At 70.5% G+C, this 23,058-nt stretch carries 22 protein-coding genes; 13 read left to right on the top strand and 9 right to left on the bottom strand.

Annotated elements, in window-relative coordinates:
- Positions 1-2 precede the first annotated feature (2 nt).
- Positions 3-1,397 carry a sensor histidine kinase gene (locus OG230_RS26525; RefSeq protein ID WP_328906221.1) on the bottom strand — a complete coding sequence of 465 codons (1,395 nt, stop codon included), beginning with the start codon at positions 1,395-1,397 and terminating at the stop codon, positions 3-5.
- A 15-nt stretch (positions 1,398-1,412) separates the two neighbouring features.
- Entirely contained in the window at positions 1,413-2,105 is a 693-nt protein-coding gene (locus OG230_RS26520) for a response regulator transcription factor (RefSeq protein ID WP_328906220.1), read from the bottom strand.
- A 343-nt stretch (positions 2,106-2,448) separates the two neighbouring features.
- Between OG230_RS26520 and OG230_RS26515 the strand changes: the two genes are divergently transcribed.
- The 8 genes from OG230_RS26515 to OG230_RS26485 all read left to right on the top strand — a co-directional run bounded on the left by OG230_RS26515 (position 2,449) and on the right by OG230_RS26485 (position 8,783).
- Entirely contained in the window at positions 2,449-3,234 is a 786-nt protein-coding gene (locus OG230_RS26515) for an amino acid ABC transporter ATP-binding protein (RefSeq protein ID WP_328906219.1), read from the top strand.
- Positions 3,235-3,294: 60 nt separating this feature from the next.
- Positions 3,295-4,137 carry a glutamate ABC transporter substrate-binding protein gene (locus OG230_RS26510; protein ID WP_328906218.1) on the top strand — a complete coding sequence of 281 codons (843 nt, stop codon included), beginning with the start codon at positions 3,295-3,297 and terminating at the stop codon, positions 4,135-4,137.
- 92 nt (positions 4,138-4,229) lie between these two features.
- Positions 4,230-4,895, top strand: a complete 666-nt coding sequence (locus OG230_RS26505; protein WP_328906217.1) for an amino acid ABC transporter permease — start codon at positions 4,230-4,232, stop codon at positions 4,893-4,895.
- Complete coding sequence (locus OG230_RS26500; protein ID WP_328906216.1) at positions 4,892-5,803, top strand: amino acid ABC transporter permease; 912 nt, start codon at positions 4,892-4,894, stop codon at positions 5,801-5,803. The genes OG230_RS26505 and OG230_RS26500 overlap by 4 nt, the downstream gene beginning before the upstream one ends.
- Positions 5,804-5,976: 173 nt before the next feature.
- Entirely contained in the window at positions 5,977-7,611 is a 1,635-nt protein-coding gene (locus OG230_RS26495) for an FAD-dependent monooxygenase (RefSeq protein ID WP_328906215.1), read from the top strand.
- Positions 7,612-7,643: 32 nt separating this feature from the next.
- Entirely contained in the window at positions 7,644-7,730 is an 87-nt protein-coding gene (locus tag OG230_RS36420) for a putative leader peptide (protein ID WP_311605579.1), read from the top strand.
- A gap of 73 nt (positions 7,731-7,803) precedes the next feature.
- A complete protein-coding gene (locus tag OG230_RS26490; RefSeq protein ID WP_328906214.1) occupies positions 7,804-8,367 on the top strand; it encodes a cysteine dioxygenase in 564 nt (187 codons plus the stop codon).
- Positions 8,364-8,783, top strand: coding sequence for a rhodanese-like domain-containing protein (locus OG230_RS26485; RefSeq protein WP_328906213.1), 420 nt, complete (start codon positions 8,364-8,366; stop codon positions 8,781-8,783). Before OG230_RS26490 ends, OG230_RS26485 begins: the two co-directional genes overlap by 4 nt.
- A 30-nt stretch (positions 8,784-8,813) precedes the next feature.
- On the opposite strand, the gene OG230_RS26480 is transcribed toward OG230_RS26485, so the two are convergent.
- Positions 8,814-11,381 (bottom strand): FtsX-like permease family protein, encoded by a 2,568-nt coding sequence (locus tag OG230_RS26480; protein ID WP_328911544.1) that lies wholly within the window; start codon positions 11,379-11,381, stop codon positions 8,814-8,816.
- Positions 11,381-12,103 (bottom strand): ArsR/SmtB family transcription factor, encoded by a 723-nt coding sequence (locus OG230_RS26475; protein ID WP_328906212.1) that lies wholly within the window; start codon positions 12,101-12,103, stop codon positions 11,381-11,383. Before OG230_RS26475 ends, OG230_RS26480 begins: the two co-directional genes overlap by 1 nt.
- Positions 12,104-12,312: 209 nt before the next feature.
- Here OG230_RS26475 and OG230_RS26470 point away from each other — a divergent pair, with 209 nt between their 5' ends.
- Positions 12,313-12,996, top strand: coding sequence for a DUF6197 family protein (locus OG230_RS26470; RefSeq protein WP_328906211.1), 684 nt, complete (start codon positions 12,313-12,315; stop codon positions 12,994-12,996).
- A gap of 210 nt (positions 12,997-13,206) precedes the next feature.
- Here the strand turns inward: OG230_RS26470 and recX are convergent, their stop codons facing one another.
- Both recX and recA read right to left on the bottom strand, forming a co-directional pair.
- Positions 13,207-13,986, bottom strand: coding sequence for a recombination regulator RecX (gene recX / locus OG230_RS26465; protein WP_328906210.1), 780 nt, complete (start codon positions 13,984-13,986; stop codon positions 13,207-13,209).
- Between the two features lie 3 nt (positions 13,987-13,989).
- Complete coding sequence (recA, locus tag OG230_RS26460; RefSeq protein ID WP_328906209.1) at positions 13,990-15,117, bottom strand: recombinase RecA; 1,128 nt, start codon at positions 15,115-15,117, stop codon at positions 13,990-13,992.
- A gap of 267 nt (positions 15,118-15,384) precedes the next feature.
- Between recA and OG230_RS26455 the strand changes: the two genes are divergently transcribed.
- Positions 15,385-16,293: an SDR family oxidoreductase gene (locus OG230_RS26455; protein ID WP_328906208.1), complete on the top strand. Its 909-nt coding sequence runs from the start codon at positions 15,385-15,387 to the stop codon at positions 16,291-16,293.
- A 16-nt stretch (positions 16,294-16,309) separates the two neighbouring features.
- Here the strand turns inward: OG230_RS26455 and OG230_RS26450 are convergent, their stop codons facing one another.
- Together OG230_RS26450 and OG230_RS26445 are read right to left on the bottom strand one after the other, a co-directional pair.
- Entirely contained in the window at positions 16,310-17,467 is a 1,158-nt protein-coding gene (locus OG230_RS26450; RefSeq protein ID WP_328911543.1) for an AI-2E family transporter, read from the bottom strand.
- 260 nt (positions 17,468-17,727) lie between these two features.
- On the bottom strand, positions 17,728-17,922 hold the full coding sequence (locus OG230_RS26445; RefSeq protein WP_328906207.1) for a DUF3046 domain-containing protein: 195 nt from the start codon (positions 17,920-17,922) through the stop codon (positions 17,728-17,730).
- Between the two features lie 79 nt (positions 17,923-18,001).
- Between OG230_RS26445 and OG230_RS26440 the strand changes: the two genes are divergently transcribed.
- On the top strand, positions 18,002-18,916 hold the full coding sequence (locus OG230_RS26440) for a hypothetical protein (protein WP_328906206.1): 915 nt from the start codon (positions 18,002-18,004) through the stop codon (positions 18,914-18,916).
- Here OG230_RS26440 and OG230_RS26435 read toward each other — a convergent pair.
- Positions 18,909-20,141: a PucR family transcriptional regulator gene (locus OG230_RS26435; RefSeq protein WP_328906205.1), complete on the bottom strand. Its 1,233-nt coding sequence runs from the start codon at positions 20,139-20,141 to the stop codon at positions 18,909-18,911. The genes OG230_RS26440 and OG230_RS26435 overlap by 8 nt on opposite strands.
- Positions 20,142-20,288: 147 nt before the next feature.
- On the opposite strand from OG230_RS26435, the gene OG230_RS26430 reads away from it, so the two are divergent.
- A complete protein-coding gene (locus tag OG230_RS26430; RefSeq protein WP_328906204.1) occupies positions 20,289-21,689 on the top strand; it encodes an alkyl sulfatase dimerization domain-containing protein in 1,401 nt (466 codons plus the stop codon).
- A complete protein-coding gene (locus OG230_RS26425; RefSeq protein ID WP_328906203.1) occupies positions 21,686-23,047 on the top strand; it encodes an MFS transporter in 1,362 nt (453 codons plus the stop codon). Before OG230_RS26430 ends, OG230_RS26425 begins: the two co-directional genes overlap by 4 nt.
- Positions 23,048-23,058 lie beyond the last annotated feature (11 nt).

Raw genomic sequence — 23,058 nt, 5'->3', positions numbered from 1 at the left:
GCTCAGACGTGGGGGGCGTTGCGCGGCACGGACACCGTCACCACCAGCCCGTGGGGTTCGTTCCGGGCGTACGAGATCGAGCCACGGCCCGCGGTGAGCAGCGCGCGGGAGATGGAGAGACCGAGCCCGGAGCCCTTGACGTTCTGATGCCGGTTGCTGCGCCAGAAGCGGTCGCCGATGCGCGCGAGTTCCTGCTCGGTCAGTCCCGGCCCCTGGTCGGCGACGCGCACGCCGACACTCCCGCCGGTGGACGCGACGGTGACCCGGACCTCCTCGTCCGGCGGCGTGAACTTGAGGGCGTTGTCGATGACGGCGTCCAGCGCGCTGGAAAGCGCGATCGGGTCGGCCCAGCCGGTGGCCGCGGACAACCCGTCCAGCAGGAGCCGCACCCCGTTCTCCTCCGCGAGCGGACGCCAGGACGCGACGCGCTCGGCCGTGAGCGCGCCGATGTCCGTGAGCCGGAGGTCGGCCGCGGCGTGCTCGGCCAGCGCCAGGTCCAGCAGGTCGTCCAGGACCTGGGCGAGGCGCTTGCCCTCCGTGCGCACCGCGGCGATCTCCTCGTTCCCTTCGGGGAGTTCGAGCGCGAGGAGCTCGATCCGGAGCAGCAGTGCGGCCAGCGGGTTGCGCAACTGGTGCGAGGCGTCGGCGACGAAGGCGCGCTGCGTCTCCAGAACGTCTTCGACGTTGTCCGCCATCTCGTTGAACGAACGGGCCAGACGCCTGAGTTCCGGGGGCCCGCCGGAAGCGGCGACCCGTGACCTCATCCGGCCGCTGGCGATGTCGTGCGTGGCCGCGTCCAGGATGCGCACGGGAAGCAGGACCCAGCCGGTGAGCCGGAACGCGGCCCCCACCGCGACGAGCAGCGCCAGCGCCTCGCCGAGACCGATCAGCAGCCAGCCCCGCAGCGTCCGGGACCGCATCTCCCCCGTGGGCGAGTCGATGACGACGACGGCGACCACGTCACCGTCCCGTACGACCGGCGAGGCGACGACGACCCGGCCGCTCTGCCAGGGCCAGACCTGCGGCGGATCGTGGGAGCGGCGGCCCAGGAGTGCCTCCCGGAACGCCTCGCGGCCCTCTCCCTCGGTCGGCACCATCCAGGAGGACGGGGCCTTCGCCAGCGCGCGGTCGTCGCGGTAGAAGACGCCGGCCCTGATCCCGTACACCGAGTCGTACGCGTCGAGCTCCGCCTGGAGGATGCGCTGCCGCTCCTCGTTGCCCGGGAGGGACTCGCTGACGAACTGGGCGAGCGCGGCGAAGCGCGCCGTGTCGTCGATCCGGTCGACGACGACGCGCTGCTGCTCGGCGGCGGCCATGCGCATGGCGAGCGGGACGCCCAGGGCGAGCAGTACGGCCGCCATGAGGATGATGAGCAGCGGAAGCAGACGCGTGTGCACGGGGTACGTACGCCCTTACGCGGACGGCGAGACGAGCCGGTAGCCGACGCCCCGCACGGTCTCGATCAACGCGGGCAGCCTCAGCTTGGAACGCAGGGACGCCACATGGACCTCGAGCGTCCGGCCCGTCCCCTCCCAGCTCGTACGCCACACCTCGCTGATGATCTGCTCACGCCGGAAGACCACTCCGGGCCGCTGCGCGAGCAGGGCCAGAAGATCGAACTCCTTGCGCGTGAGCTGGACTTCCTCACCGTCGACGCTGACCCGGCGGGTCGGCAGCTCGATCTGGACGGGGCCCAGGCGCAGACCCGCGGCCGGGGTCGGGACGGTGTCCTCACCGGCCGTCCGGCGCCGTGCCACCGCGTGGATGCGGGCGAGCAGCTCACCGGTGTCGTAGGGCTTCACGACGTAGTCATCCGCACCGAGGTTGAGCCCGTGGATCCGCGACCGGACGTCGGCACGTGCCGTCACCATGATCACCGGGATCGCGGAGCGCTTGCGGATCTTGCCGCACACCTCGTAACCGTCCTGGTCGGGCAGACCGAGGTCGAGCAGCACGACACCGAAGGGTTCCTTCTCGGCCGGCAGCAGGGCCCGCAGGGCCTCCTCGCCGTTGCGGGCGTGCACGACCTGGAAGCCGTGCCGGGCGAGCACGGCGGACAGGGCCGCCGCGACATGGTCGTCGTCCTCGACGAGGAGCAGTCTCATTGGCCCTCCTTCCGGCGCCCGACTTCTCGGTACGGGCTGATGGTGCTTCTTGTGCGACGCACGCTGTTCCGCCCGGTGAGGTTCTCCCGTACGGCGACGTTCACGTCATCCCTTACCAGGGCATCCACGCCGATGACGGGTACGCCAGTCAAGGCCCTGCCCGTTACATAAGGGTTTCCGTTACCCACCCGGTACGCCCCGGCACCGTTGAGGAAGTCCCGTTCACGCGGTGTGTCCGGTTGCAGCCGGATCGTTATGCTCAATTTCCGCTCAGATGTAATGACGCTGGTCGCACTGCGTCACTAGTGTCCTTGCCAACCGAGGAGGACGGAGCATTAAGCCGATGAGCGGAGTTTCAGTGACCAAGGCCGCCGAGGATGCCGCGCCTGTGGCGAACGACCTTGTCGTACTGAGCAACGTCAACAAGCACTTCGGCGCGCTGCATGTGCTCCAGGACATCGACCTGACCATCGCCCGTGGCGAGGTCGTGGTCGTCATCGGACCTTCCGGGTCCGGAAAGTCCACGCTGTGCCGCACCATCAACCGCTTGGAGACGATCGACTCGGGCGCGATATCGATCGACGGCAAGCCGCTGCCGCAGGAGGGCAAGGAACTCGCCCGCCTGCGCGCCGACGTAGGCATGGTCTTCCAGTCGTTCAATCTCTTCGCGCACAAGACGGTGCTCGAGAACGTGATGCTGGGCCAGCTCAAGGTCCGCAAGGCGGACAAGAAGGCCGCGGCGGAGAAGGCTCGCTCGCTGCTCGACCGGGTGGGCGTCGCCTCGCAGGCCGACAAGTACCCCTCCCAGCTCTCGGGTGGTCAGCAGCAACGCGTCGCCATCGCACGGGCGCTGGCGATGGACCCCAAGGTCATGCTCTTCGACGAGCCGACCTCGGCACTCGACCCGGAGATGATCAACGAGGTGCTGGAAGTCATGCAGCAGCTCGCCCGGGACGGCATGACCATGGTCGTCGTCACCCATGAAATGGGCTTCGCACGGTCGGCGGCCAATCGCGTCGTCTTCATGGCGGACGGAAAGATCGTCGAAGAGGCAACGCCCGACCAGTTCTTCAGCAACCCGCGCAGTGACCGGGCCAAGGACTTCCTGTCGAAGATCCTTCACCACTGAGTCCCGGATCAGCTGATCACTCACCTCGCGCACATCGCGTCAACTCTAGGGAAATTCACCATGCAGCTTCGTAAGGTCACCGCCGCCTCGGCCGCCGTGCTCGCGCTCGCCCTCACCGCCACCGCGTGTGGTTCGGAGAAGGAGGAGGGGAAGGCGGGCTCCGGCGGTGGTGAGAAGATCACCATCGGTATCAAGATCGACCAGCCGGGCATCGGCCTGAAGACCCCGGACGGCAAGTACACGGGCTTCGACGTCGACGTCGCCACGTACGTCGCGAAGGAACTCGGTTACGAAGCCGGCGACATCGTCTTCAAGGAGACCAAGAGCGCCGACCGCGAGACCGCGATCGACCGCGGCGACGTCAAGTTCATCGCCGCCTCCTACTCGATCAACGACGAGCGCCTGCAGAAGGTCGACTTCGCCGGCCCGTACCTGCTGGCCCACCAGGACATCCTGGTGCGCGCCGACGACGACTCGATCAAGTCCCCCGAGGACCTGAACTCGAAGAAGCTCTGCTCCGTCACCGGCTCGACCTCCGCGTCGAACGTCAAGGAGAAGCTCGCCCCGAAGGCGCAGCTGCAGGAGTACGGCGGCTACTCGGAGTGCCTGACCGGCCTGGAGAACAAGGTCATCGACGCACTGACCACGGACGACTCCATCCTGGCCGGCTTCGCCGCGCAGGAGCAGTTCCAGGGCAAGTTCAAGCTCGCCGGCTTCAAGATGAGCAACGAGAACTACGGCATCGGCCTGAAGAAGGGCGACGCCGACCTCAAGAAGAAGATCGACGCCGCGCTGACCAAGATGGTCGCGGACGGTGCCTGGGACAAGGCCGTCGCGGACAACTTCGGTCCGGCCAACTACAAGAACGAGCCCGCGCCGAAGATCGGCAACGTCGTCAAGTAAGGCCGTTCGCGGTCCAGCAGCTGGGCCGATGAGGTGCGCCGCCCGTCAGGCGGCGCACCGAGGCGTCCCCACACGCGGAAGCACGGGAGATCGTGTTCGACTTTCTTGAGCCCTACGACCTACTGGGGGCCTTCTGGGTAACGGTGAAACTCACCGTCTACTCCGCCCTCGGTGCCCTCATATGGGGAACGCTGCTGGCCGGTATGCGGGTCGGCCCGGTCCCCCTGATGCGCGGTTTCGGTACCGCCTACGTCAACGTTGTCCGCAACATCCCGCTGACCGTGATCATCGTCTTCTCGTCACTGGGTCTCTTCCAGACGCTGCAGGTCACCTTCGGGTCCGACGACTTCACGGTCATCAACTTCCGGCTCGCGGTACTTGCGCTCTCCCTCTACACCGCCGCCTTCGTCTGCGAGGCGCTGCGTTCGGGCATCAACACGGTGCCCACGGGGCAGGCCGAGGCCGCCCGCGCGCTCGGTCTGAGCTTCACCCAGGTACTGCGGCTGATCATCCTCCCGCAGGCCTTCCGCTCGGTCGTCAATCCGCTGGCCAACGTGCTGATCGCCCTGACCAAGAACACCACCGTCGCCGCGGCGATCGGTGTCGTCGAGGCGGCTTCGCTGATGAAGACCATGATCGAAGCGGAGGCGCAGCTGATTCTGATCTCGGCCGTCTTCGCGTTCGGATTCATCTGCCTCACCCTCCCGACCGGGCTCCTCCTCGGCTGGGTGAGCAAGAAGGTGGCGGTGAAGCGATGACGTCCGTCCTCTTCGACGCACAGGGCCCGCGCGCCAAGCGGCGCAACGTCCTGTACTCGGTGCTCTTCCTGATCGCGCTCGCCGGCGTGGTGTGGTGGGTCTACGACGGCCTGAACTCCAAGCACCAGCTGGACTGGGTCAAGTGGGAGCCGTTCTTCACGAGTTCCCTGCCGTGGGAGACGTACCTCTGGCCGGGGCTCCAGAACACGCTCAAGGCAGCGTTCTTCGCCCTGATCATCGCGCTGCCGCTCGGGGCGCTCTTCGGTATCGGCCGGCTCTCCGACCACCGTGCGGTGCGCATGCCGTCCGGCGCCGTCGTGGAGTTCTTCCGCGCCATCCCGGTGCTGATCCTGATGATCGCGGCGAACGCCGCGTACTCGGAGTTCACCACCATCAGCAGCGACATCCGTCCGCTGTACGCCGTCGTCACCGGTCTCGTCCTGTACAACGCCTCCGTGCTGGCCGAGATCGTGCGGGCCGGGATCCTGTCCCTCCCGCGGGGACAGACGGACGCCGCCAAGGCGATCGGCATGCGCAAGGGCCAGACCATGCGGTACGTGCTGCTGCCGCAGTCGGTCACCGCCATGCTGCCCGCGATCGTCAGTCAGCTCGTGGTCATCGTGAAGGACACCGCCCTCGGCGGTGCGGTGCTCACCTTCCCCGAGCTGCTCGCCTCGGTCCGCCCGATGGCCGCGAACTACGGCGCGAACACCATTGCGTGCTTCACCGTCATCGGGGTGGTGTACATCGCCGTGAACTTCGCGCTGACCTCGTTCGCGAGCTGGCTCGAGCGCAGGCTGCGCAGGGCCAAGAAGAGCACGGGCGCGGTGGTCGGCGCCGCACCGGCCGGGGGTCTGGAAACCATTCCGGCTCCGTCGGCCAACTCGGAAGAGCTGCACAAGACCTGACGGGCTCTCGACAACCGACCCGCGGGGGGCACCGGCGCATCTGCCGTGCCCCCCGCCACGGGTCTCTGTCACTTGACGCAAGCACCGGCAGTAGGTTGCATACGTTCTGTGATCGCGCCCCGAGCCTCCGTCGCCACTTCCCCTACGACCGTACGGGCCGGAGGGTGTGCGCCGTGGACCCGGTGATCGTCGTCGGCGCCGGACCCGTCGGTCTGGTGCTGTCGCTCGCCCTCGCCGCGCAGGGCGTCCCCTCCGTTCTTCTCGACGAAGGCCCCGGTAAGGACGAGCAGCGGCCCGCCCGCACCGTCGTCCTGCGCGAGGACACCGCCGCTCTGATGGAGCGGCTCGGCTGCACGACCCTGCTCGACGAGGGCCTCCGGTGGTCCGGATGGCGGTCGATGCGACGCAAGCAGCTCGTACGCCGGCTGGCGCTCGGCGAGGCGTCGGGGCCCGATGCCCTGCCCGCCCCGGTCCATCTGCCGCAACACGCCCTGACCCGCGGTCTGCGGGCGGCGGTCGCCGCGCAGAGCCTGGTGCGGATGGTGCCCCTCAGCCGCGTCGACACCCTGGAACAGGACGCCGACGGGGTCACCCTGCACACCAGGGAACCCGATTCCACCTGGTGGCGGGGGAGCTACCTGGTCGGCTGCGACGGAGCGCGGTCCACCGTACGCAAGCTGCTGGACATCAGGTTTCCTGGGCGCACGGCCGTGGAACGCCACGCAGTCGCCGCGCTGCGCGCCGAACTGCCGTGGCCGGGCGAAGCGGTACTGCACCGGGCGCCGCCGTGGCGCAGCGGAGGCCCCGAGGTGACCGCCCGACCCCTGCCCGACGGTGTCTGGCGGCTGGACTGGCTGCTTCCGCCACGCGGTGAACTCGTCACCCCCGACGCCCTGATCACCCGGATCCGGGACACGTTGGAGGGCTGGTGCGGGGAGACTCCGGCGTACGAACTGCTGGACACCGGGGTGTACACGCTGCACCACAGGCTGGCCCGGCGCTGGCGGTCGAAGCGGGCTTTCCTCGCCGGTGACGCCGCCCACCTCCTGGGAGCACTCGGCACCCAGGGCCTGGACGAAGGCGTACGGGACGCCGAGAACCTCGCCTGGAAGCTGGCGCAGAGCTGGCACCACGGTGCCTCCGAGCTGCTGCTCGACAGTTACCAGGCGGAGCGCAGGGCCGCGGTCGCCGCGCGGCTCCGCGCCGCCGACCAGTCGCTGCCGATACTGCGCGGTGGCGGCGGGCTGCGGACCCTGGTGCCGGGCAGCGCGCGCGGGCACGACACGTTGCTCACCGATGGTCATCTGGGGTGCGGCCCCCTGGGTGCGCCCCCCTCGTATACGCATTCACCTCTTTCACCTCCGCGCGCCGAGGCGCACACGGCCGTGGGTACGCCCCCCGGTGCGCCGGTCGCCGATGTGTGGGTGACCGCTCCCGACGGCACGAGCGTGCGCCTGCGCGACCGCCTGGGTCAGGGGCATCTGCTGGTGGTCCTGGTCGCACCGGGGACCGGGGTGTGGGACCGGCGGCACTGGCTCAGCGCGGGCGTCATGCCCCGGCTCGTCGAGGCGGTGGCCGCGCTGCCCGTGAAGGGTGAGCTCCTGGTGGCGGAGAGCTACCCCGGCGCGTCCGCGCACACCGTGCTGCTGGTGCGGCCGGACGGACATCTGGTGGCGGCCTTCGGCGGGGTACGGCCCGCGGAGCTCTTCGCCGCCGCCGACGCGGCGCGCGGAGGCGACACGACACCGGCGCGCGAGGAATCGCAGCACACGTCCGTGCGCTCCGGGCGGACCGCGAACATCAATTGACCCCCACAGGCGCACATGGTGTACTCCAGATCATGACCGACACCGATGTGCGCCTGTGGCGGAGGGTCCATATGGACCTCGTCCGCTATGCGGGCTGCGTGTGTCGACCGTCCTGCTGAATCGCCTCTCACCGCCACGCCGTGCCGTCTTCGTACGGCCGTGGCTCACACGCGAACTCTCAGGACGGCTCCTGTGTCTGCACTCCCCCCTTCCTCTGCCCTTCCCGTACGCACATCCGCCTCCGCGCCGGCTGCCGCCGCGACAGGACCGGACACCGCGGAACTGCTCGACTTCGTCCGACGCACCGCGAACGACGCGGCGCTCGTCGCCTCCCTCCCCCTGGACCCCGAGGGCCGCACCTGGATCCGGCTCGACGGGCCGGGCGGCAGCGAAGCCTGGCTGATCGGCTGGCCGCCGGGCGCGGGCACCGGCTGGCACGACCACGCCGACTCGATCGGCGCCTTCACCACGGCCGCGGGCGCGCTCAAGGAGTACTCGCTGGCGGCCCGGCTTCCCACCGACGGCTGGAAGACCCTGGAGCTCAGCGAAGGGGTCGACCGCACAAGGACATTGACCGCTGGTCAGGGCAGGGCCTTCGGCCGGCACCATGTGCACGAGGTGCTGAACGAGTCCGCCGACGAGCACGCCGTCTCGGTGCACGCGTACTACCCGCCGCTGCCGCGCATCCGCCGCTACAGCCGTACGGGCGCGGTGCTCCGCCTTGAGCAGATCGAACGTCCGGAGGACTGGCAGTGAGCAACGACCACACCACGGCCACCGGTGCCGGTACGAAACGGGTGGGCATCGACGAACTGCTGGAGCGGGTCCGGGCGGGAATCGACCGGATCGGTCCGCGGGAGGCCGCCGCGGCGGCAGCGGACGGCGCCCTGCTGGTGGACATCCGCTACGCGGCGTTGCGGGAACGGGACGGGCTGATTCCGGGGGCGCTGGTCGTCGAGCGCAACGAGCTGGAGTGGCGCCTCGACCCGTGGGGAAGCCATCGCGCCGCGGAGGCGGTGAGCCACGATCTCCAGGTGGTGGTGCTCTGCAACGAGGGCTACGCGTCGAGCCTCGCGGTCGCGTCCCTGCGCCTGCTGGGGCTGCACCGGGCGACCGACCTGATCGGCGGATTCCAGGCATGGCGCGCGGAGGGGCTCCCGGTCGAGGTGTGACCGAAAGCCCCTGCTGCCCTCCGGGGGTGGTCACTGCCGGGCGGTGGCCACCTCCACCGGGCGGGGCCTCAGCGCCAGCCGGCCCGGGAGGGCGGTCGCCACCAGGGCGAGCAGAGCGGCGGCTCCCAGCACGGCCGCGTACACCGTCGGCGCGACGGCGGTCGCCGCGCTCCCGGTCATGCCGATGCTGAACGCGGTCAGGACGGCCAGGAAGATTCCGCTTCCCAGGACCGCGGCGATCAGCAGGACCGTCAGCGCCTCGATCCGGAGCATCCTCAGCACCTGACGGCGGGTCGCGCCGACCAGCCGGAGCATCGCGAACTCCCGGATCCGCTCGGACACGGACATGGCGAGGGTGTTGACGACGGCGATGGCCGTGAAGGCCAGCACGAGCCCCATGGCCAGGTAGTTGACCTCGGCGTTCTGCTGCTGCCGGTCCGCCTGGAGCCGGTCGGCAGCGGCCGGAGCGAGAACGGCGACCCCGGGGAAGTCCTTCACCTGCCCGGCGATGTCGGCACGGTCGCGGTCCCCGGCGATCAGGACGGTGACAGCCAGGGGGTTGTCCACGTGCCGGGCGACGAGGTCGTGAGGCAGGGTCAGATCACCGAAGCCCAGCCCCCTGGCGTACACGGCGGCGACGGTGAGGCGCGCCGGGGTGCCGTCGCCGAGGTGGAGTTCCAGTCGGTCTCCGGGGCGCAGGTCGAGCCGGTCGGCGGCGAGTTCACTGATCGCCGCGGTACGGGAGCCGGCCGCGAAGTCGGCCAGCGAGCCTCCGGTGATCTCGGGGTCCCAGGTGCGGGCGAGTCCGGCACCGGTGACGCCCTGGGCCGCGTACTTGTCGAGTCCCACCCTGACGGTGGTCCGTACGACTTCGGTGACGGCCGTGACCCCCCGCATCCCGCGCACCGCTTCCGCGGCGGCGGGCGGGACACCCGGCCCATCGGCGACCAGCACCGAGGTGGCGCGGGTTCCCTCACGCGCCTGCGCACGTGCGGCCTCAGCAAGGGTCGGCTGGACGAAGAGAACCGTGCAGGTCATACCGATGAGCAGGGTGAGCGGGGTGACGACCGCGGCCATCCGGGTGGCATTTCCACGGACGTTGGAGGCGGCGAGGGCACCGCCCGGACCGGCGAGGCGAAGCGGCACGGCGAGCACCGCGATCGCTCCCCTGACGAGGAACGGGCCCAGCAGGGACACGGCCGTGGCAAGCACGACGACGGCCAGGAAGGTGACGGGGGTCGACGCGGCCTCCGTGCGCAGGGCAGCGAGGACACACACGAGGGTGATGCCTCCCGCGAGCAGGACCAGACCGGCGAGGAGCCGCCCCCACGCCGGGCGTTGGCGCTCCGTGGCGGCTTCGGCCATCGCCTCGGCCGGCCGGATACGGGAGATGCGGCTGCCGGAGATCCGGGCTGCGGCCCACGCGCCGACAAGCGTGACGGCGACGGCGGCGAGCGCGGGGAAGATGCCGGAGGTCCGCTCCAGGGTGGCGGGTACGGCGCCGATGTCGATGAATCGACCGTGGAGCCAGCTCGCCAGGGGCAGTCCGGCGAGCGCTCCCAGAACTCCCGCGACGGCGCCCACCAGCAGGGCTTCCCGGCAGAGCAGGCGGCGGACCTGCCGGGAGGGGGCGGCGATGGCGCGCAGCAGGGCCAGCTCGCGGTGCCGCTGCTGGATGGAGAGCGCGAAGGTGCCGACGACGACGAGAACCGCGACGAGGAGCGAGGTGCCGCCCATCGCCCCGCCCATGGACACGAGCCTGATCCGAGCGCCGGCGGCGTCCAGGAACTCCACCGGTCCTCGGGCATCGCCGGTGGAGACCTGCGCGGTGGTGCCCTTGAGAGCTTCCTTCACCCGCTGCTCCAGGTCCGCGAGATCCGCTCCGGGTGCGGGGATCACACCGAGGGCGGTGACCTGGCCGGGGTGGGCCGCGAGCCGCTCGGCCTCGGCGGTAAAGAAGAAGAGTGAGGTCTGCCGGCGCAGACCGTCGCGGGCGTCGGAGGCAGTGGGGGCTGCGATGCCACTGATGCGGTAGGGACGTGGGGTGCCGGTGGACTGCACGGTGAGCCGGTCCCCGGGCTGCAGAGCGGCCCGGCGGGCGAGCTCCCGGTCGATCACCACCTCGTCGGCCGCGGCAGGGGCGCTGCCGGTGGTGAGGGCGAAGGGGGTGAGCGGCGCGGAGGTCCAGGCGTGCCCGTAGGAGGGCAGGCCGGAAGTGCCGTCTGCCGAGCGGGGGACCAAGGGCTGTGCGAGGAAGGTGAGTTCGGGGAGGACCGTGCCGACACCGTCGACGGCGCGGACCCGCCCCGCGACGGCGGTGGACAACCAGGCCCGCTCGGCGACGGGCTTCGCCTTGTGCTTGACCTTCGTCTTGCCGTTGCCCTTGTGCTTGACGGTCGTCCGGTGGACGTTCTGGTCGGCCGAGACGATGAGGGGCGTGGCGGCATAGCGTTCGGTGGCGATCTTTCCGCGCAGACCCGTCTCCAGGAGCGTGCCGCAGGCCGTGATGAGGGCGGCTGCACACATGAGGGCCAGTAACGCTCCCAGGAACCCGCCTTTCCGGTCCCGGACGGTGTGCAGGGCATAGCGCAGCAGCATCATGACGCGTCCGTCTCTGTTGTCTGTGTTGTCTGAGTTCGGTTTCCTGCGGGGTCTGCGGGGCCTGCGGGTTCGACGGCACCCGGGAAGGCGAGCAGACGGGTGTGGACCGTGCGCGCTCCGGGGGGCGTTGCGGAGTCCGGACGCTTGTACCGGTTCATCAGCGCGATGTACTCCTCGAAGAACGCGCGGAGTTCGGAGAGGGTGAGCCGGACCGAACCGCGCGAATAAGCGAAGGCATCGGCCCAGTCCTCGGCCCCTCCTTCGGCCCGCTCGTCGGCTCCGCCGTCACGCTGGAGCTGCTCGAAGAGGGCGAGGTCCGCGGCGTACGCGTGGCGGTTGAGCTCGTCCATGACGAGCCGCGTCTCGGGTGTCTGACGGGACCGGGGCGGGAAGCGCCGATCACCCGGCACGGCCTTCCACCACCGTCGCCTCCTGCTGCCCGCGTCCTCGGCGGCGGAGCCCGAGTCGGAGCCCCCGAGGCCCGCGGTGCCGGCCTCGACGTCCTCCGGTGTCGCGTCCTCCACGAAGCCGTACCGGGCCAGTTCGCGCAGGTGGTAGCTGGTGGATCCGGTGTTCAGCCCGAGAGCGCGGGCGAGGATCGCGGACGTCGCGGGTCCGCTCAGGGTGAGGTGCTGAAGGATCTGCTGGCGTCGCGGCTGGGCAAGCGCCTTGAGGGCAGCCAGCTCTGTGATCTCGGTACCGCCGGGCTTCTCTGGCATACCGCACACACTGCTCTGTGCACATGGACCTGTGCACTGGAGCATTCCTGCCTCTTCGTACGGGGGTTATCCCCTCCCCCGGCCTTCCGCATCCCGGCCCGAAATTCGCGCCGACACACCCGAACGCCACGCCCCGGTGGAGCAATCACCCCGGGCCCCGCACATTCGCCTCAACACAGAGGACCGAAATGTACGGAGATGTCGCACCGATGAAGACCGCTCACCTCACCCCGGATCAGCTCGACGCCCAGGTCTCCCACCTCCACGACACAGCGGTGTGGCAGGACATCATCACGGGCTGGGAGTACACCGCCACCGAACCGGTACCCGCTCCGGACCCGGGTGCGGAGCTGCACCCAGGGGCGGAACCCCGACCGGAGCCGGGGGCGCGGTCAGGATCGAGGACGGAGTCCGAACCGGCCGACTGGCGGAACCTGCTGTCCGTACCCGTCGAGCAGCTCATCGACCAGTCCCTGCGTGCGCTGCCCACGTCACCGCCCCGCGAGCGGCGGCTTCCCGGGCGACTGGGCGCGATCATGCCCGAGCGTCTGCACAGCTGGCGGCGGATCGGCCAGCCCGATGTGCGCCCCTCCACGCACCTCGGCTACGCCCGGCAGATCCTGGTCGAGTGGGGCTGGCAGAACACCCCGTACCGACTGCGCAATGCCCGTGGCGCCCGCTGCATCTGCGGCGCCCTCCTCACCGCTCACCGTCTCGGGTACGGCTCCCTCGCCACGGTGGACCGGGCCGGCGCCTGGCTGATCACCGAGCTCCGTTCGCAGGGCTGGACGGACCTGATCGGCCCGTGGAACCGCCATCCCGACCGCACCGCGGCGGATGCCCTGTCCCTGCTCGACGCCACCATCCTGCGGGCCGCACGCGCGGGCCACTGACCGCCCCCACGGTCACCCCGCCGGCCGAGACCGGCCCCCGCCGCCGGACCTCGCCCCCCCGAGGCCCGAGCCCCGAGCCCCGAGCCCCGAGCCCCGAGCCCCGGACACCATCGCCTTCCGGCACCGGCCGTTCCCCCACAGCCGCTGCCGTCCCCCGCCGGCGACTCCCCTTCACGCGGCCCGCCCACACCCGGGCCGCCCGCCGCATGCTCAGAAGGGCTCGTCCAGCCCCTCCGTGTCTTCGCCTTCCTCCGCCAGCGCCTGCCTCACCACGCGCAGGGACATCCCCTCCCCGTACCCCTTGCGCGCGAGCATGCCCGCCAGGCGGCGCAGACGCTTGTCGCGGTCCAGCCCCCGGGTGGAGCGAAGTTTGCGGTCCACCAGTTCGCGGGCCGTCTCCTCCTCCTGCTCCGGGGCGAGCTGCTCGACCGCCTCGTCGATCAGCGCGGAATCCACACCCTTGGTGCGCAGCTCACGGACGAGGGCCCGGCGAGCCAGCCCCCGGCTGTGATGCCGGGACTCCACCCACGCCTCAGCGAACGCCCCGTCGTTGATCAGCCCCACGTCCTCGAACCGCGACAGCACTTCCTCTGCCGCCTCGTCGGGGATCTCCCGCTTGCGCAGAGCGTCCGCGAGTTGCTTGCGCGTGCGTGGGGTCCCGGTGAGCAGGCGCAGGCAGATGTTGCGCGCCTGCTCGACCGGATCCTGCGGTTCCTCCCTCTCGGCCCTCGACGAGGACGAGGAACCACTGCTTCTGGAGCCGCCGCGGGAACGACGGCCGGTGCCCCCGCCCGACCCCCGGCCTTCGCCGAACCCTCCGCCCGATCCCCTCCCCCGACGGGAACCGGACCGCCCGGCGGACTCACCCCGGAAGTCGCCCCCGGACCCGGGATCGAACCCCGACCCGGACTCGTGGGCCGCCCCTGCGACGGATTCGGAGCCGGCGCCGGGGTCGGCGTCATTGCCCGGCCACTCCGTACGACGCGTCACGGCCTAGCTCTTGGCCGCCGCAGCCTTGGTGGCCTTGGCCTTGGTGACCGGCGCGGGCACGGACTTCGCCGAGGCGTCGGCAACGTCGACGGCAACGGCCGCGTCGGCAGCGGGCTCGACCGCAGGGCTCTCGGGCCGCACACCGATGCCCAGCTTCTCCAGGATCTTCTTCTCGATCTCATTGGCGAGATCGGGGTTGTCCTTGAGGAAGTTGCGGGCGTTCTCCTTGCCCTGTCCGAGCTGGTCGCCCTCGTACGTGTACCAGGCGCCTGCCTTGCGGACGAAGCCGTGCTCGACGCCCATGTCGATCAGACCGCCCTCGCGGCTGATTCCGTGGCCGTAGAGGATGTCGAACTCTGCCTGCTTGAACGGCGGCGCGACCTTGTTCTTGACGACCTTGACGCGGGTGCGGTTACCCACGGCGTCGGTGCCGTCCTTGAGCGTCTCGATCCGTCGGATGTCGAGACGCACCGAGGCGTAGAACTTCAGGGCCCGGCCACCGGTCGTGGTCTCGGGCGAGCCGAACATCACACCGATCTTCTCGCGGAGCTGGTTGATGAAGATCGCGGTGGTCTTGGACTGGTTGAGCGCGCTGGTGATCTTGCGGAGTGCCTGGCTCATCAGACGGGCCTGCAGACCCACGTGGGAGTCACCCATCTCGCCCTCGATCTCCGCACGCGGCACCAGGGCCGCGACGGAGTCGATGACGATCAGGTCGAGCGCACCGGAGCGGACCAGCATGTCCACGATCTCCAGCGCCTGCTCACCGTTGTCCGGCTGGGACAGGATGAGGCTGTCGATGTCGACGCCGAGCTTCTTCGCGTACTCGGGGTCGAGGGCGTGCTCGGCGTCGATGAACGCCACCGAGCCACCGAGCTTCTGTGCGTTCGCCACGGCGTGCAGCGTCAGCGTCGTCTTACCGGAGGACTCCGGCCCGTACACCTCCACCACACGGCCGCGCGGGAGACCGCCGACGCCGAGCGCGACGTCGAGCGCGGTGGACCCGGTGGGGATCACCTCGATGGGCTCGTTCGGCCGCTCGCCGAGGCGCATCACCGCGCCCTTGCCGAATTGCCGTTCAATCTGTGCGAGTGCGGCGTCCAACGCCTTCTCGCGGTCGGTTCCTGCCATGGGTTCCACCCGATTTGCTTGAGTCGATCGCTTCACGTCAAAGACGCTAACCCCTGCCACTGACAATGGGCCTCGACGTCCTCCCGGCCTGTGGACAACTCCACGGTCGGGCCCGGGAAAACCCGGCCGGAATCTCATGAGAATGGATGTTCGATTTTGGTGTCAAGCGCACCACGCCGAACCATCCAGTCGAGAGTAGCGGCTTATAACAGCGTAGGTCGGTCAAGTCAATGAAGAGTGTTCGACATCATGCTAGATTCCGGGCACATGGGGACATCTCTCTCAGGAAAAGTCGCCCTGGTCGCAGGGGCCACCCGCGGTGCGGGACGAGGCATCGCGGTCCAGCTCGGTGCCGCCGGAGCGACCGTCTATGTGACGGGACGCACCAGTGGGTCCGAGCGTTCCGAGATGAACCGGCCCGAGACGATCGAGGAGACCGCCGCTCTCGTGGACCGGGCGGGCGGTCGCGGAATCGCCGTACAGGTGGACCACCTCGTCCCCTCCCAGGTCAGCGGGCTGGTTGCGCGGATCCGGACCGAGCAGGGCGCCCTCCATGTCCTGGTGAACGACATCTGGGGCGCCCGGATCGAGTGGAATAAGTCCGTCTGGGAATCGTCGCTGGACACCGGACTGCACACCCTGCGGCTGGCCGTCGACACCCACGCCATCACCAGCCACTACGCGGTCCCGCTGCTCATCGAGACGCCGGGCGGACTGGTCGTCGAGGTGACCGACGGCACCACCGAGTACAACGCGCACACCTACCGCGTCTCGTTCTTCTACGACCTGGCGAAGGCGTCGGTGAACCGGATGGCGTTCGCGCTGGCGCACGAGCTGGAGCCCCACCGGGCGACCGCCGTATCACTCACTCCGGGCTGGCTCAGGTCCGAGGCCATGCTCCAGGCCCACGGCGTCACCGAGGCCAACTGGCGCGACGCGGTCGCGCACTCACCCCACTTCGCCATTTCCGAGAGTCCCGCCTTCGTCGGCCGGGCCGTCGCCGCGCTGGCCCAGGACCCCGACGTGGCCCGCTGGAACGGCGAGTCGCTGTCCAGCGGCGGGCTGGCGCAGGTCTACGGGTTCACCGACATCGACGGGAGCCGTCCCGACGCCTGGAGATACCTCACCGAGGTCCAGGACCCGGGCCTTCCCGCGGACGTCACCGGATACCGCTGACCCCGGCGGCCACGCCTCAGCCGCGTGCGTCAGGGCCGTCGCCCGGCCGCTCGCCCCCGCTGCCGCGCGCCCCCAGCACACGACGCATCCACGCCGAGATCGTCCCCGCCCGGCGACCGCGCCGGCCGCCGTGGACCCTCGGGTCGTCCGTCACCGCGTACCGCTTCACGTACGCGCCGAGGAACGCCTGCAGCGTCGCGATCGCGGGGATCGCGATCAGCGCGCCCACGGCACCCATCAGCGCCGTACCGGCGACGACCGAGCCGAACGCGACCGCCGGATGGATGTCGACGGTCTTGGAGGTGAGCTTGGGCTGCAGCACGTAGTTCTCGAACTGCTGGTAGACCACCACGAAGCCGAGCACCCACAGCGCGTACCAGGGGTTGACGGTGAAAGCGATCAGCATCGGCAGGGCGCCCGCCAGATACGTACCGATGGTGGGGATGAACTGGGAGACCAGGCCGACCCAGACCGCGAGCGCCGGGGCGTAGGGCACCCCCAGGATCTCCAGCAGGACGTAGTGCGCGACACCGGAGATCAGCGCCATCAGTCCGCGGGAGTAGAGGTAGCCGCCGGTCTTGTCGACGGCGATCTCCCAGGCGCGCAGCACCTCGGCCTGGTGCGCGGGCGGCAGTACGGAACAGAGCGCGCGGCGCAGCCGGGGACCGTCGGCCGCGAAGTAGAAGGAGAACAGGAAGATCGTCAGCAGCCTGAACAGCCCGCCGAGCACCGTCGTCGACACGTCGAGGACACCGGTCGCGCTGTTCTGGACGTACTTCTGCAGCCAGTCGGAGTGCAACAGGCTGTCCTGGACGTCGACCCTGGACAGCTCGGTACGGAAGGTCTCGTTCACCCAGTTGATCACCGAGTCGAGGTACTCCGGGAGGTCCTCGACCATGTCGAGGATCTGGCCCGCGAGCATCGAGCCGAGCAGGACGACGAAGCCGGCTCCGGCGATCAGGACGGCCAGGAAGACCAGGAACGTGGCGAGGCCGCGGCGCATGCCGCGCGACGCCATCCGGCTCACCGCCGGTTCGATGGCCAGGGCCAGGAAGAAGGCGATGAGTACGTTGATCAGCAGGCCGATGAGCTGGTCGAACGCCCAGCTGCCGAGCTGGAAACAGGCGTAGAGCGCGAGCGCGAGCACCATCGCCCGCGGCAGCCAGCCAGGCATCCGGGCCGGACCGGTGCCGACAGGCGGCGCAGGTGGCGCGGCCGGCGGGACGGGCGGTGAGGCGGGCGGCTGGGTCTGAGCGGTCTCGTCTGTCGGTGCCACCCGACAAGTCTCACCCATACTCGTGGTGCTCGGCCCCGCGCCCCTGGGCGTCGGCGGGGGAACGGCCGGCGCCGTCAACAACACCCGGTCCCACCGCTCGTCCGGGGGATGACGCCGACGCTCGTGCCGGGTTCGTACGTGCGCGGCCGGGGAAGCCGTCAGCGCTTTTCGGCGGGAACACCGACCGCTGTGCAGACCCCGCGCCAGACGTCCTTCGCGTCCCATCCGGCCGCCAGTGCCTGGTGCACCGTGCGGCCTCCGAGCTCGGACATCACGTGATCGCGCGCGAAGGAGTCCGCGTACGTCTCACCGAAGTGGTCCGCCATCCGCTCCCAGAAAATCGTCAACCGCATGCATCCATTATCCCGCTCCTGGGAGTGCAGCCTCGCCGCTCGGCCTTGTCGACAGCGCTTTCCGCTCTACGGTCGGTCCATGGCTGGAACCGGAGCACATCCACTCGCCCGCGCCGAGCAGTTCATCTGGCTCACGGCCCGCGTCCTCGAACAGCGGCGGTTCGCCCAGGAGTTCCTGGGCGGAAGCACGGACGCGGTCGAGACCGCGCTCGCCGCCTATCTGAACGAGGACGGCGGCTACGGCCACGCGCTGGAACCCGATCTCCGCGGCCCCGTGAGCCAGCCGCTGCACACCGCCCACGCGCTGAGCGTGCTCGACTCGATCGGCCGGTGCACCGGCATGCGTGTCGAGCGGATCTGCCGCTATCTGACGGATGTGTCGACCAAGGAGGGTGCGCTGCCCGCGATCCACCCCTCGCAGCGCGGCTACCCGGCCGCTCCGTTCATCCCGGTTGTCGACGACCCTCCCGCCGAGCTGCTCGCCACCGGCCCCGTCGTCGGGCTGCTCCACCGCAACCAGGTGTGGCACGCCTGGCTCTTCCGGGCCACCGACTTCTGCTGGGCCGCCGTCGACGCGCTGGAGCAGTCCCATCCGTACGAGATCCAGGCGGCCGTCGCCTTCCTGGACGATGTCCCGGACCGTGCGCGGGCCGAAGCGGCGGCCGACCGTCTGGGACGGCTGGTACGGGACCAGCGGCTGGCGGTTCTGGATCCGGAGCGGCGCGAGGAGTACCCGGTGGCGCCCGGATACGCACCGGGTGAGCACCACTTCCCGTACGACTTCGCCCGCACACCGGGATCGCTCGCACGCGGCTGGTTCACCGACGAGGAGCTGGACCGCTCGCTCGACCACCTGGCGGCCGGGCAGCAGGAGGACGGCGGCTGGCCCCTCACCTGGCGGCAGTGGGCCCCCGGTACGGCTCTGGAGGGCCGCCCGCTCGTGACGCTCCGGGCACTCCAGACACTGCGGGCGTACGGGCGCAGCCTCAGCTGATCCGTCGCCGGGTGCCCGCACCCTTCGCCGTGGCCGCGCCGTCCGCGGCGGTGTCGTGCAGCAGCAGTGCGGCGATGGCGAGCGCGGTGCCCCGCGGCGACGCCAGGTCGAGACCGGTCAGCTCGGCGAATCGGGCGAGACGGTTGTCGACCGTGTTCGGGTGGAGTCCGAGCACGGCCGCGGTGCGGCGCCGGTCCTGCTGCTCCGCCAGGTGCGTGCGCAGGGTCCGCAGCAGCTCGGGGCGGGCGGCGACCGGGGCGAGCAGCGCGGCGATGCGCCGGCTGCTCGGGCCCGGGCGCGAGAGGTGGTACTCGAGCAGGACGTCGTCCAGGGAGTGCGTCCCGGGCGGCAGCCCGCACGCGCGCGCCACCCGCAGCACTTCCACGGCCGTCCGGGACGCCTCGGGGACGGTGTCCGGAGTGTCTGCCCGGACGGTCGCGATCCGGACCTCCGCCCCGCAGGCCCTGGTGAGCCGCTGCGCCAGATCGGCGGGCGCTTCGCCTCCCTGCGGTACGACGGCCCGGCCGTCCCCCGCGTCGAACAGCACCAGCAGTTCCGTCCCGAAGGTCTGGTCGAGGGCGGTCTGGACGCGTCGCATCCGCCGTCGCACGGTCACCGAGTCCCCGGAATCGGCACCGGCCGAGTGCTCCAGGGCCACGGCGAGCACCAGGGCGGGCCCGGTGAGGCCGAGCTCCTCCAGGAGGTCCTGACGGGGCTCCAGGACACCGTCGAGAAAACCGCGTACCAGGGAGCGGCGTTGTTCACGCTGTTCCGCGTCCAGGGCCGACCGCTCGTCCAGGTACGTCTCCGCGACAGCGCCCATCAGTTTGTGGTGCGAGCGCAGCAGCAGGTCGACGAGTTCGATGAGAGCACCCTCCTCGCCGGGCTCCGCGGCGTCTCGGAGCGCCTGCCACAGCACGTACGCCCCGAGCGCGTGCGAGCGCAGCAGCAGGTGGAGCGGGAAGCCTTCCTCGGCCCGTTGCGCGGCCCGTTCCCGGAACAGCCGCAGCCCGCCGGGGCCGGGATGCGGATCGGCGGCCCGGCGCAGGAAGAGCCGGACTCCGTACCGGGCGGTGGCGGCGACCTCAAGGTCCTTCATCTCGCCCGGGAGCCCGGCATAGCCGGGAAGCTCCTCGAAGGACTCGCGGGCCATGCGGCGGGCCAGTTCGTTGACCTTGGGCTCGCACCGCAGAGCGAGGGCCCTGGCCTCGTCGGACAGCGGCATGGCGGCTCCCTGTGTCCCCCGGCGGCTCTTGTGACGGATCACAGTACGCAGCGCCCGACGGTGTGACGAGAGCGGGTGTCGGACGTCACTTCCGGGGCTGACACTCGGGTTCCTGGCCATCGCCGTACAGCCGAAGGAGCCGCAGGTATGACGGAGCACAACCCGACGGACTATCTCAGCTATGTCGACCGGGTGTGGCGAGGTGAGGACACACTGTTCGCCCACCTCTCCGGGGCCTACTCGGACGCAGGGCTGGTGACCGTGCGCGAGCGGGTCGGCTTCCTGCCCGCGTTCGCCAACGTCGCGGTGTTCGACACCGGTGACGGCCTGGTGCTCGTGGACTCCGGGGACATCCGTACGGCGCAGCCGCTGCACCGGGCGGTAGGGGCGTTCAGCGAGCAGCACGTCAGCACGGTCGTCTACACGCACGGCCACGTGGACCACGTCTTCGGAGTGACCCCGTTCGACACCCAGGCCGCGGCCGAGGGGCGTGAGCGTCCCGAGGTGATCGCCCACGAGGCGGTCACGGCACGGTTCGACCGGTACGTCAGCACGGCGGGCTACAACACCTGGATCAACCGGCGGCAGTTCGGCGTCCCGTCCCTGAACTGGCCTTCCACCTACCGCTACCCCGACACCACCTATCGGGACCGGATGACCGTCGAGCGCGGTGACCTGACGTTCGAGCTGGTTCACGCCAAGGGTGAGACGGACGACAGCACCTATGTGTGGGTGCCCGAACTGAAGACGCTGTGCACGGGCGATCTCTTCATCTGGAACACCCCCAACGCGGGCAACCCCCAGAAGGTGCAGCGCTACCCGGAGGACTGGGCGCGCGCCCTGCGTGCCATGCAGGAGCTCGGCGCCGAACTGCTGCTCCCGGGGCACGGTGTGCCGATCGTCGGCAAGGACCGGGTCCACCGGGCACTCGACGACACGGCGCGGCTCCTGGAGTCGCTGTGCGAGCAGACGCGGGCGCTGATGAACGCGGGCCACCGCCTCGATGCCGTGCTGCACGGGGTCCGGGTGCCCCAGGAGCTGCTGGAGAAGCCGTATCTGCATCCCGCCTACGACGAGCCCGAGTTCGTCGTACGCAATCTGTGGCGGCTCTGGGGCGGCTGGTACGACCAGAATCCGGCCCATCTCAAGCCCGCACCGGACGCCGACGTCGCCACCGAGTTCGCACGGGCGGCGGGCGGCGCGGGGGTCCTGGCCGATCGTGCGGCGAAGCTGCTGGAGGAGGGGGAGCTGAGGCTCGCCTCCCACCTCGCGGAGACGGCCGCCCTGGCGGCCCCGGCCGATGTGGCGGTGGCGCGGATACGGGCACGGGTGTACGCGGAGCGTGCGGTGGCCGAAACGTCGACGATGGCCCGGGGAGTCTTCAACTGGGCGTCCGCCGAATCGGCCGCGGTGGCCGAGGGAACGGACCTGGAGACCGAGCTGACACGCTCTCCCGAGGGTCGCAGGCGCGCCGCCGGGATGATCAGCGTCGGCGTCACGGAGGACGACTCCTGCGGCTGCGGCGGGGCTCCGGGGGAGGACGGATGAGTATCTCGCCGGGAGCGGCGCCGACCCGTGCGGCAGACGGCCCCGGGGCCACCGGCCCGGGCAGCGGCACGGACCGGGTGCGGCGCGGGGCCTGGGGCACCACCTGGCTGCTGCTCACGTTCATGCTGGTCAACTTCGCCGACAAGACCGTCATGGGTCTGGCCGCCGGTCCGATCCGCGACGAGCTGGGGCTGACCCGGGGCGAGTTCGGCACGGCACAGTCGTCGTTCTTCGCACTGTTCAGCCTGGCCGCTCTCGGGGTGTCCTTCCTGACCCGCCGGGTCCGCACGACCGTTCTCCTGCTCGCCATGGCACTGCTGTGGTCGGTGGCCCAGCTGCCGATGCTGCTCGGCGCAGCCGGATTCGGGACGCTGGTGGCGACCCGGGTGCTCCTCGGCGCGGCCGAGGGACCCGCCGCCCCGGTCGCCGTGCACCATCTGCACGGCTGGTTCGGGCAGAAGGACCGGACCCTGCCGACCGCCGTGCTGATGGTCGGCGCGGCCGGCGGGGTGGCCGTGTCCGCTCCCCTGCTCACCGTGGTGATCGATGTGTGGGGCTGGCGCTGGGCCTTCGGCGTCGTGGGGCTGGTGGGCCTGGTCTGGGCGGTCTGCTGGCAGCTCCGCGGCGAGGAGGGACCGCTCGCCCCGCCGCTCGGCCGGGCCGCCTCCGGTGGCGGGGACGCGCCCACGGTGCCGTACCGCAGGCTGCTGCTGTCCGGCACCTGGCTGACGGCCGCGTTCGGCGCCTTCGCCGCGTACTGGCTGCTGTCGGCCGGACTGACCTGGGCACCGGACTACCTGCACGAGGTCTCCGGCCTGAGTCTGCGGCAGTCCGGCGCGGTGGTGACGGCGACCGCTGTCGGCAACGCCGTGGTGCTCCTCGGACACGGTCTGCTGGCCCGCCGGGCATCCCGCAAGGAGAGCTCCGGCAGGCGGGCTTCCGGGCTCGGGGGCGGTCTGGTGATGTGTGTGGCCGCGGTGGCGATCGCGGCGTTCGCGGAGGTGGACTCGGTGGGGGTGAAGATCGCGCTGATGGTCGGTCCCATGGCCCTGACGAACGTGATCCTGACGGTGTCGCAGACCGCCGTCGCCCGGATCACGCCCTCCACGCAGCGTGGAGTCGTCCTGGGCGCGCTGGCCTTCGTATACGCCTTGGCGGGCATTCTCTCCCCGCTGGTCACCGGGCGGATGGTCGACTCCGCCGCCACGGTGCCGGCCGGGTACCACTCGGCGTACCTGCTGATGGCGGGGCTGGTAGCGGTGGCCGGCGTCTGCGCGGTCTGTTTCCTGCGGCCGGAGAGGGACGCGGCACGGCTGGGTGTCCCGGAGACGCCACCGACGGCTCCGCTCGCCCACTGAGCGGGGGGCGG

Source organism: Streptomyces sp. NBC_00234, from assembly GCF_036195325.1.
Taxonomy (GTDB): domain Bacteria; phylum Actinomycetota; class Actinomycetes; order Streptomycetales; family Streptomycetaceae; genus Streptomyces.
Note: the sequence above shows the minus strand (reverse complement) of the source record. Positions and strands in the feature narration are given on the sequence as shown.

What these genes read in the sequence shown, in the direction of transcription:
- OG230_RS26430 (WP_328906204.1), top strand. Translation starts at nt 20,289, where the DNA reads ATGACGGAGCACAACCCGACGGACTATCTCAGCTATGTCGACCGGGTG.
- OG230_RS26455 (WP_328906208.1), top strand. Translation starts at nt 15,385, where the DNA reads ATGGGGACATCTCTCTCAGGAAAAGTCGCCCTGGTCGCAGGGGCCACC.
- OG230_RS26510 (WP_328906218.1), top strand. Translation starts at nt 3,295, where the DNA reads ATGCAGCTTCGTAAGGTCACCGCCGCCTCGGCCGCCGTGCTCGCGCTC.
- OG230_RS26515 (WP_328906219.1), top strand. Translation starts at nt 2,449, where the DNA reads ATGAGCGGAGTTTCAGTGACCAAGGCCGCCGAGGATGCCGCGCCTGTG.
- OG230_RS26480 (WP_328911544.1), bottom strand. Translation starts at nt 11,381, where the DNA reads ATGCTGCTGCGCTATGCCCTGCACACCGTCCGGGACCGGAAAGGCGGG.
- OG230_RS26475 (WP_328906212.1), bottom strand. Translation starts at nt 12,103, where the DNA reads ATGCCAGAGAAGCCCGGCGGTACCGAGATCACAGAGCTGGCTGCCCTC.
- OG230_RS26450 (WP_328911543.1), bottom strand. Translation starts at nt 17,467, where the DNA reads ATGCCTGGCTGGCTGCCGCGGGCGATGGTGCTCGCGCTCGCGCTCTAC.
- OG230_RS26445 (WP_328906207.1), bottom strand. Translation starts at nt 17,922, where the DNA reads ATGCGGTTGACGATTTTCTGGGAGCGGATGGCGGACCACTTCGGTGAG.
- recA (WP_328906209.1), bottom strand. Translation starts at nt 15,117, where the DNA reads ATGGCAGGAACCGACCGCGAGAAGGCGTTGGACGCCGCACTCGCACAG.
- OG230_RS26520 (WP_328906220.1), bottom strand. Translation starts at nt 2,105, where the DNA reads ATGAGACTGCTCCTCGTCGAGGACGACGACCATGTCGCGGCGGCCCTG.
- OG230_RS26435 (WP_328906205.1), bottom strand. Translation starts at nt 20,141, where the DNA reads ATGCCGCTGTCCGACGAGGCCAGGGCCCTCGCTCTGCGGTGCGAGCCC.
- OG230_RS26500 (WP_328906216.1), top strand. Translation starts at nt 4,892, where the DNA reads ATGACGTCCGTCCTCTTCGACGCACAGGGCCCGCGCGCCAAGCGGCGC.
- OG230_RS26470 (WP_328906211.1), top strand. Translation starts at nt 12,313, where the DNA reads ATGAAGACCGCTCACCTCACCCCGGATCAGCTCGACGCCCAGGTCTCC.
- OG230_RS26425 (WP_328906203.1), top strand. Translation starts at nt 21,686, where the DNA reads ATGAGTATCTCGCCGGGAGCGGCGCCGACCCGTGCGGCAGACGGCCCC.
- OG230_RS26440 (WP_328906206.1), top strand. Translation starts at nt 18,002, where the DNA reads ATGGCTGGAACCGGAGCACATCCACTCGCCCGCGCCGAGCAGTTCATC.
- OG230_RS36420 (WP_311605579.1), top strand. Translation starts at nt 7,644, where the DNA reads ATGACCGACACCGATGTGCGCCTGTGGCGGAGGGTCCATATGGACCTC.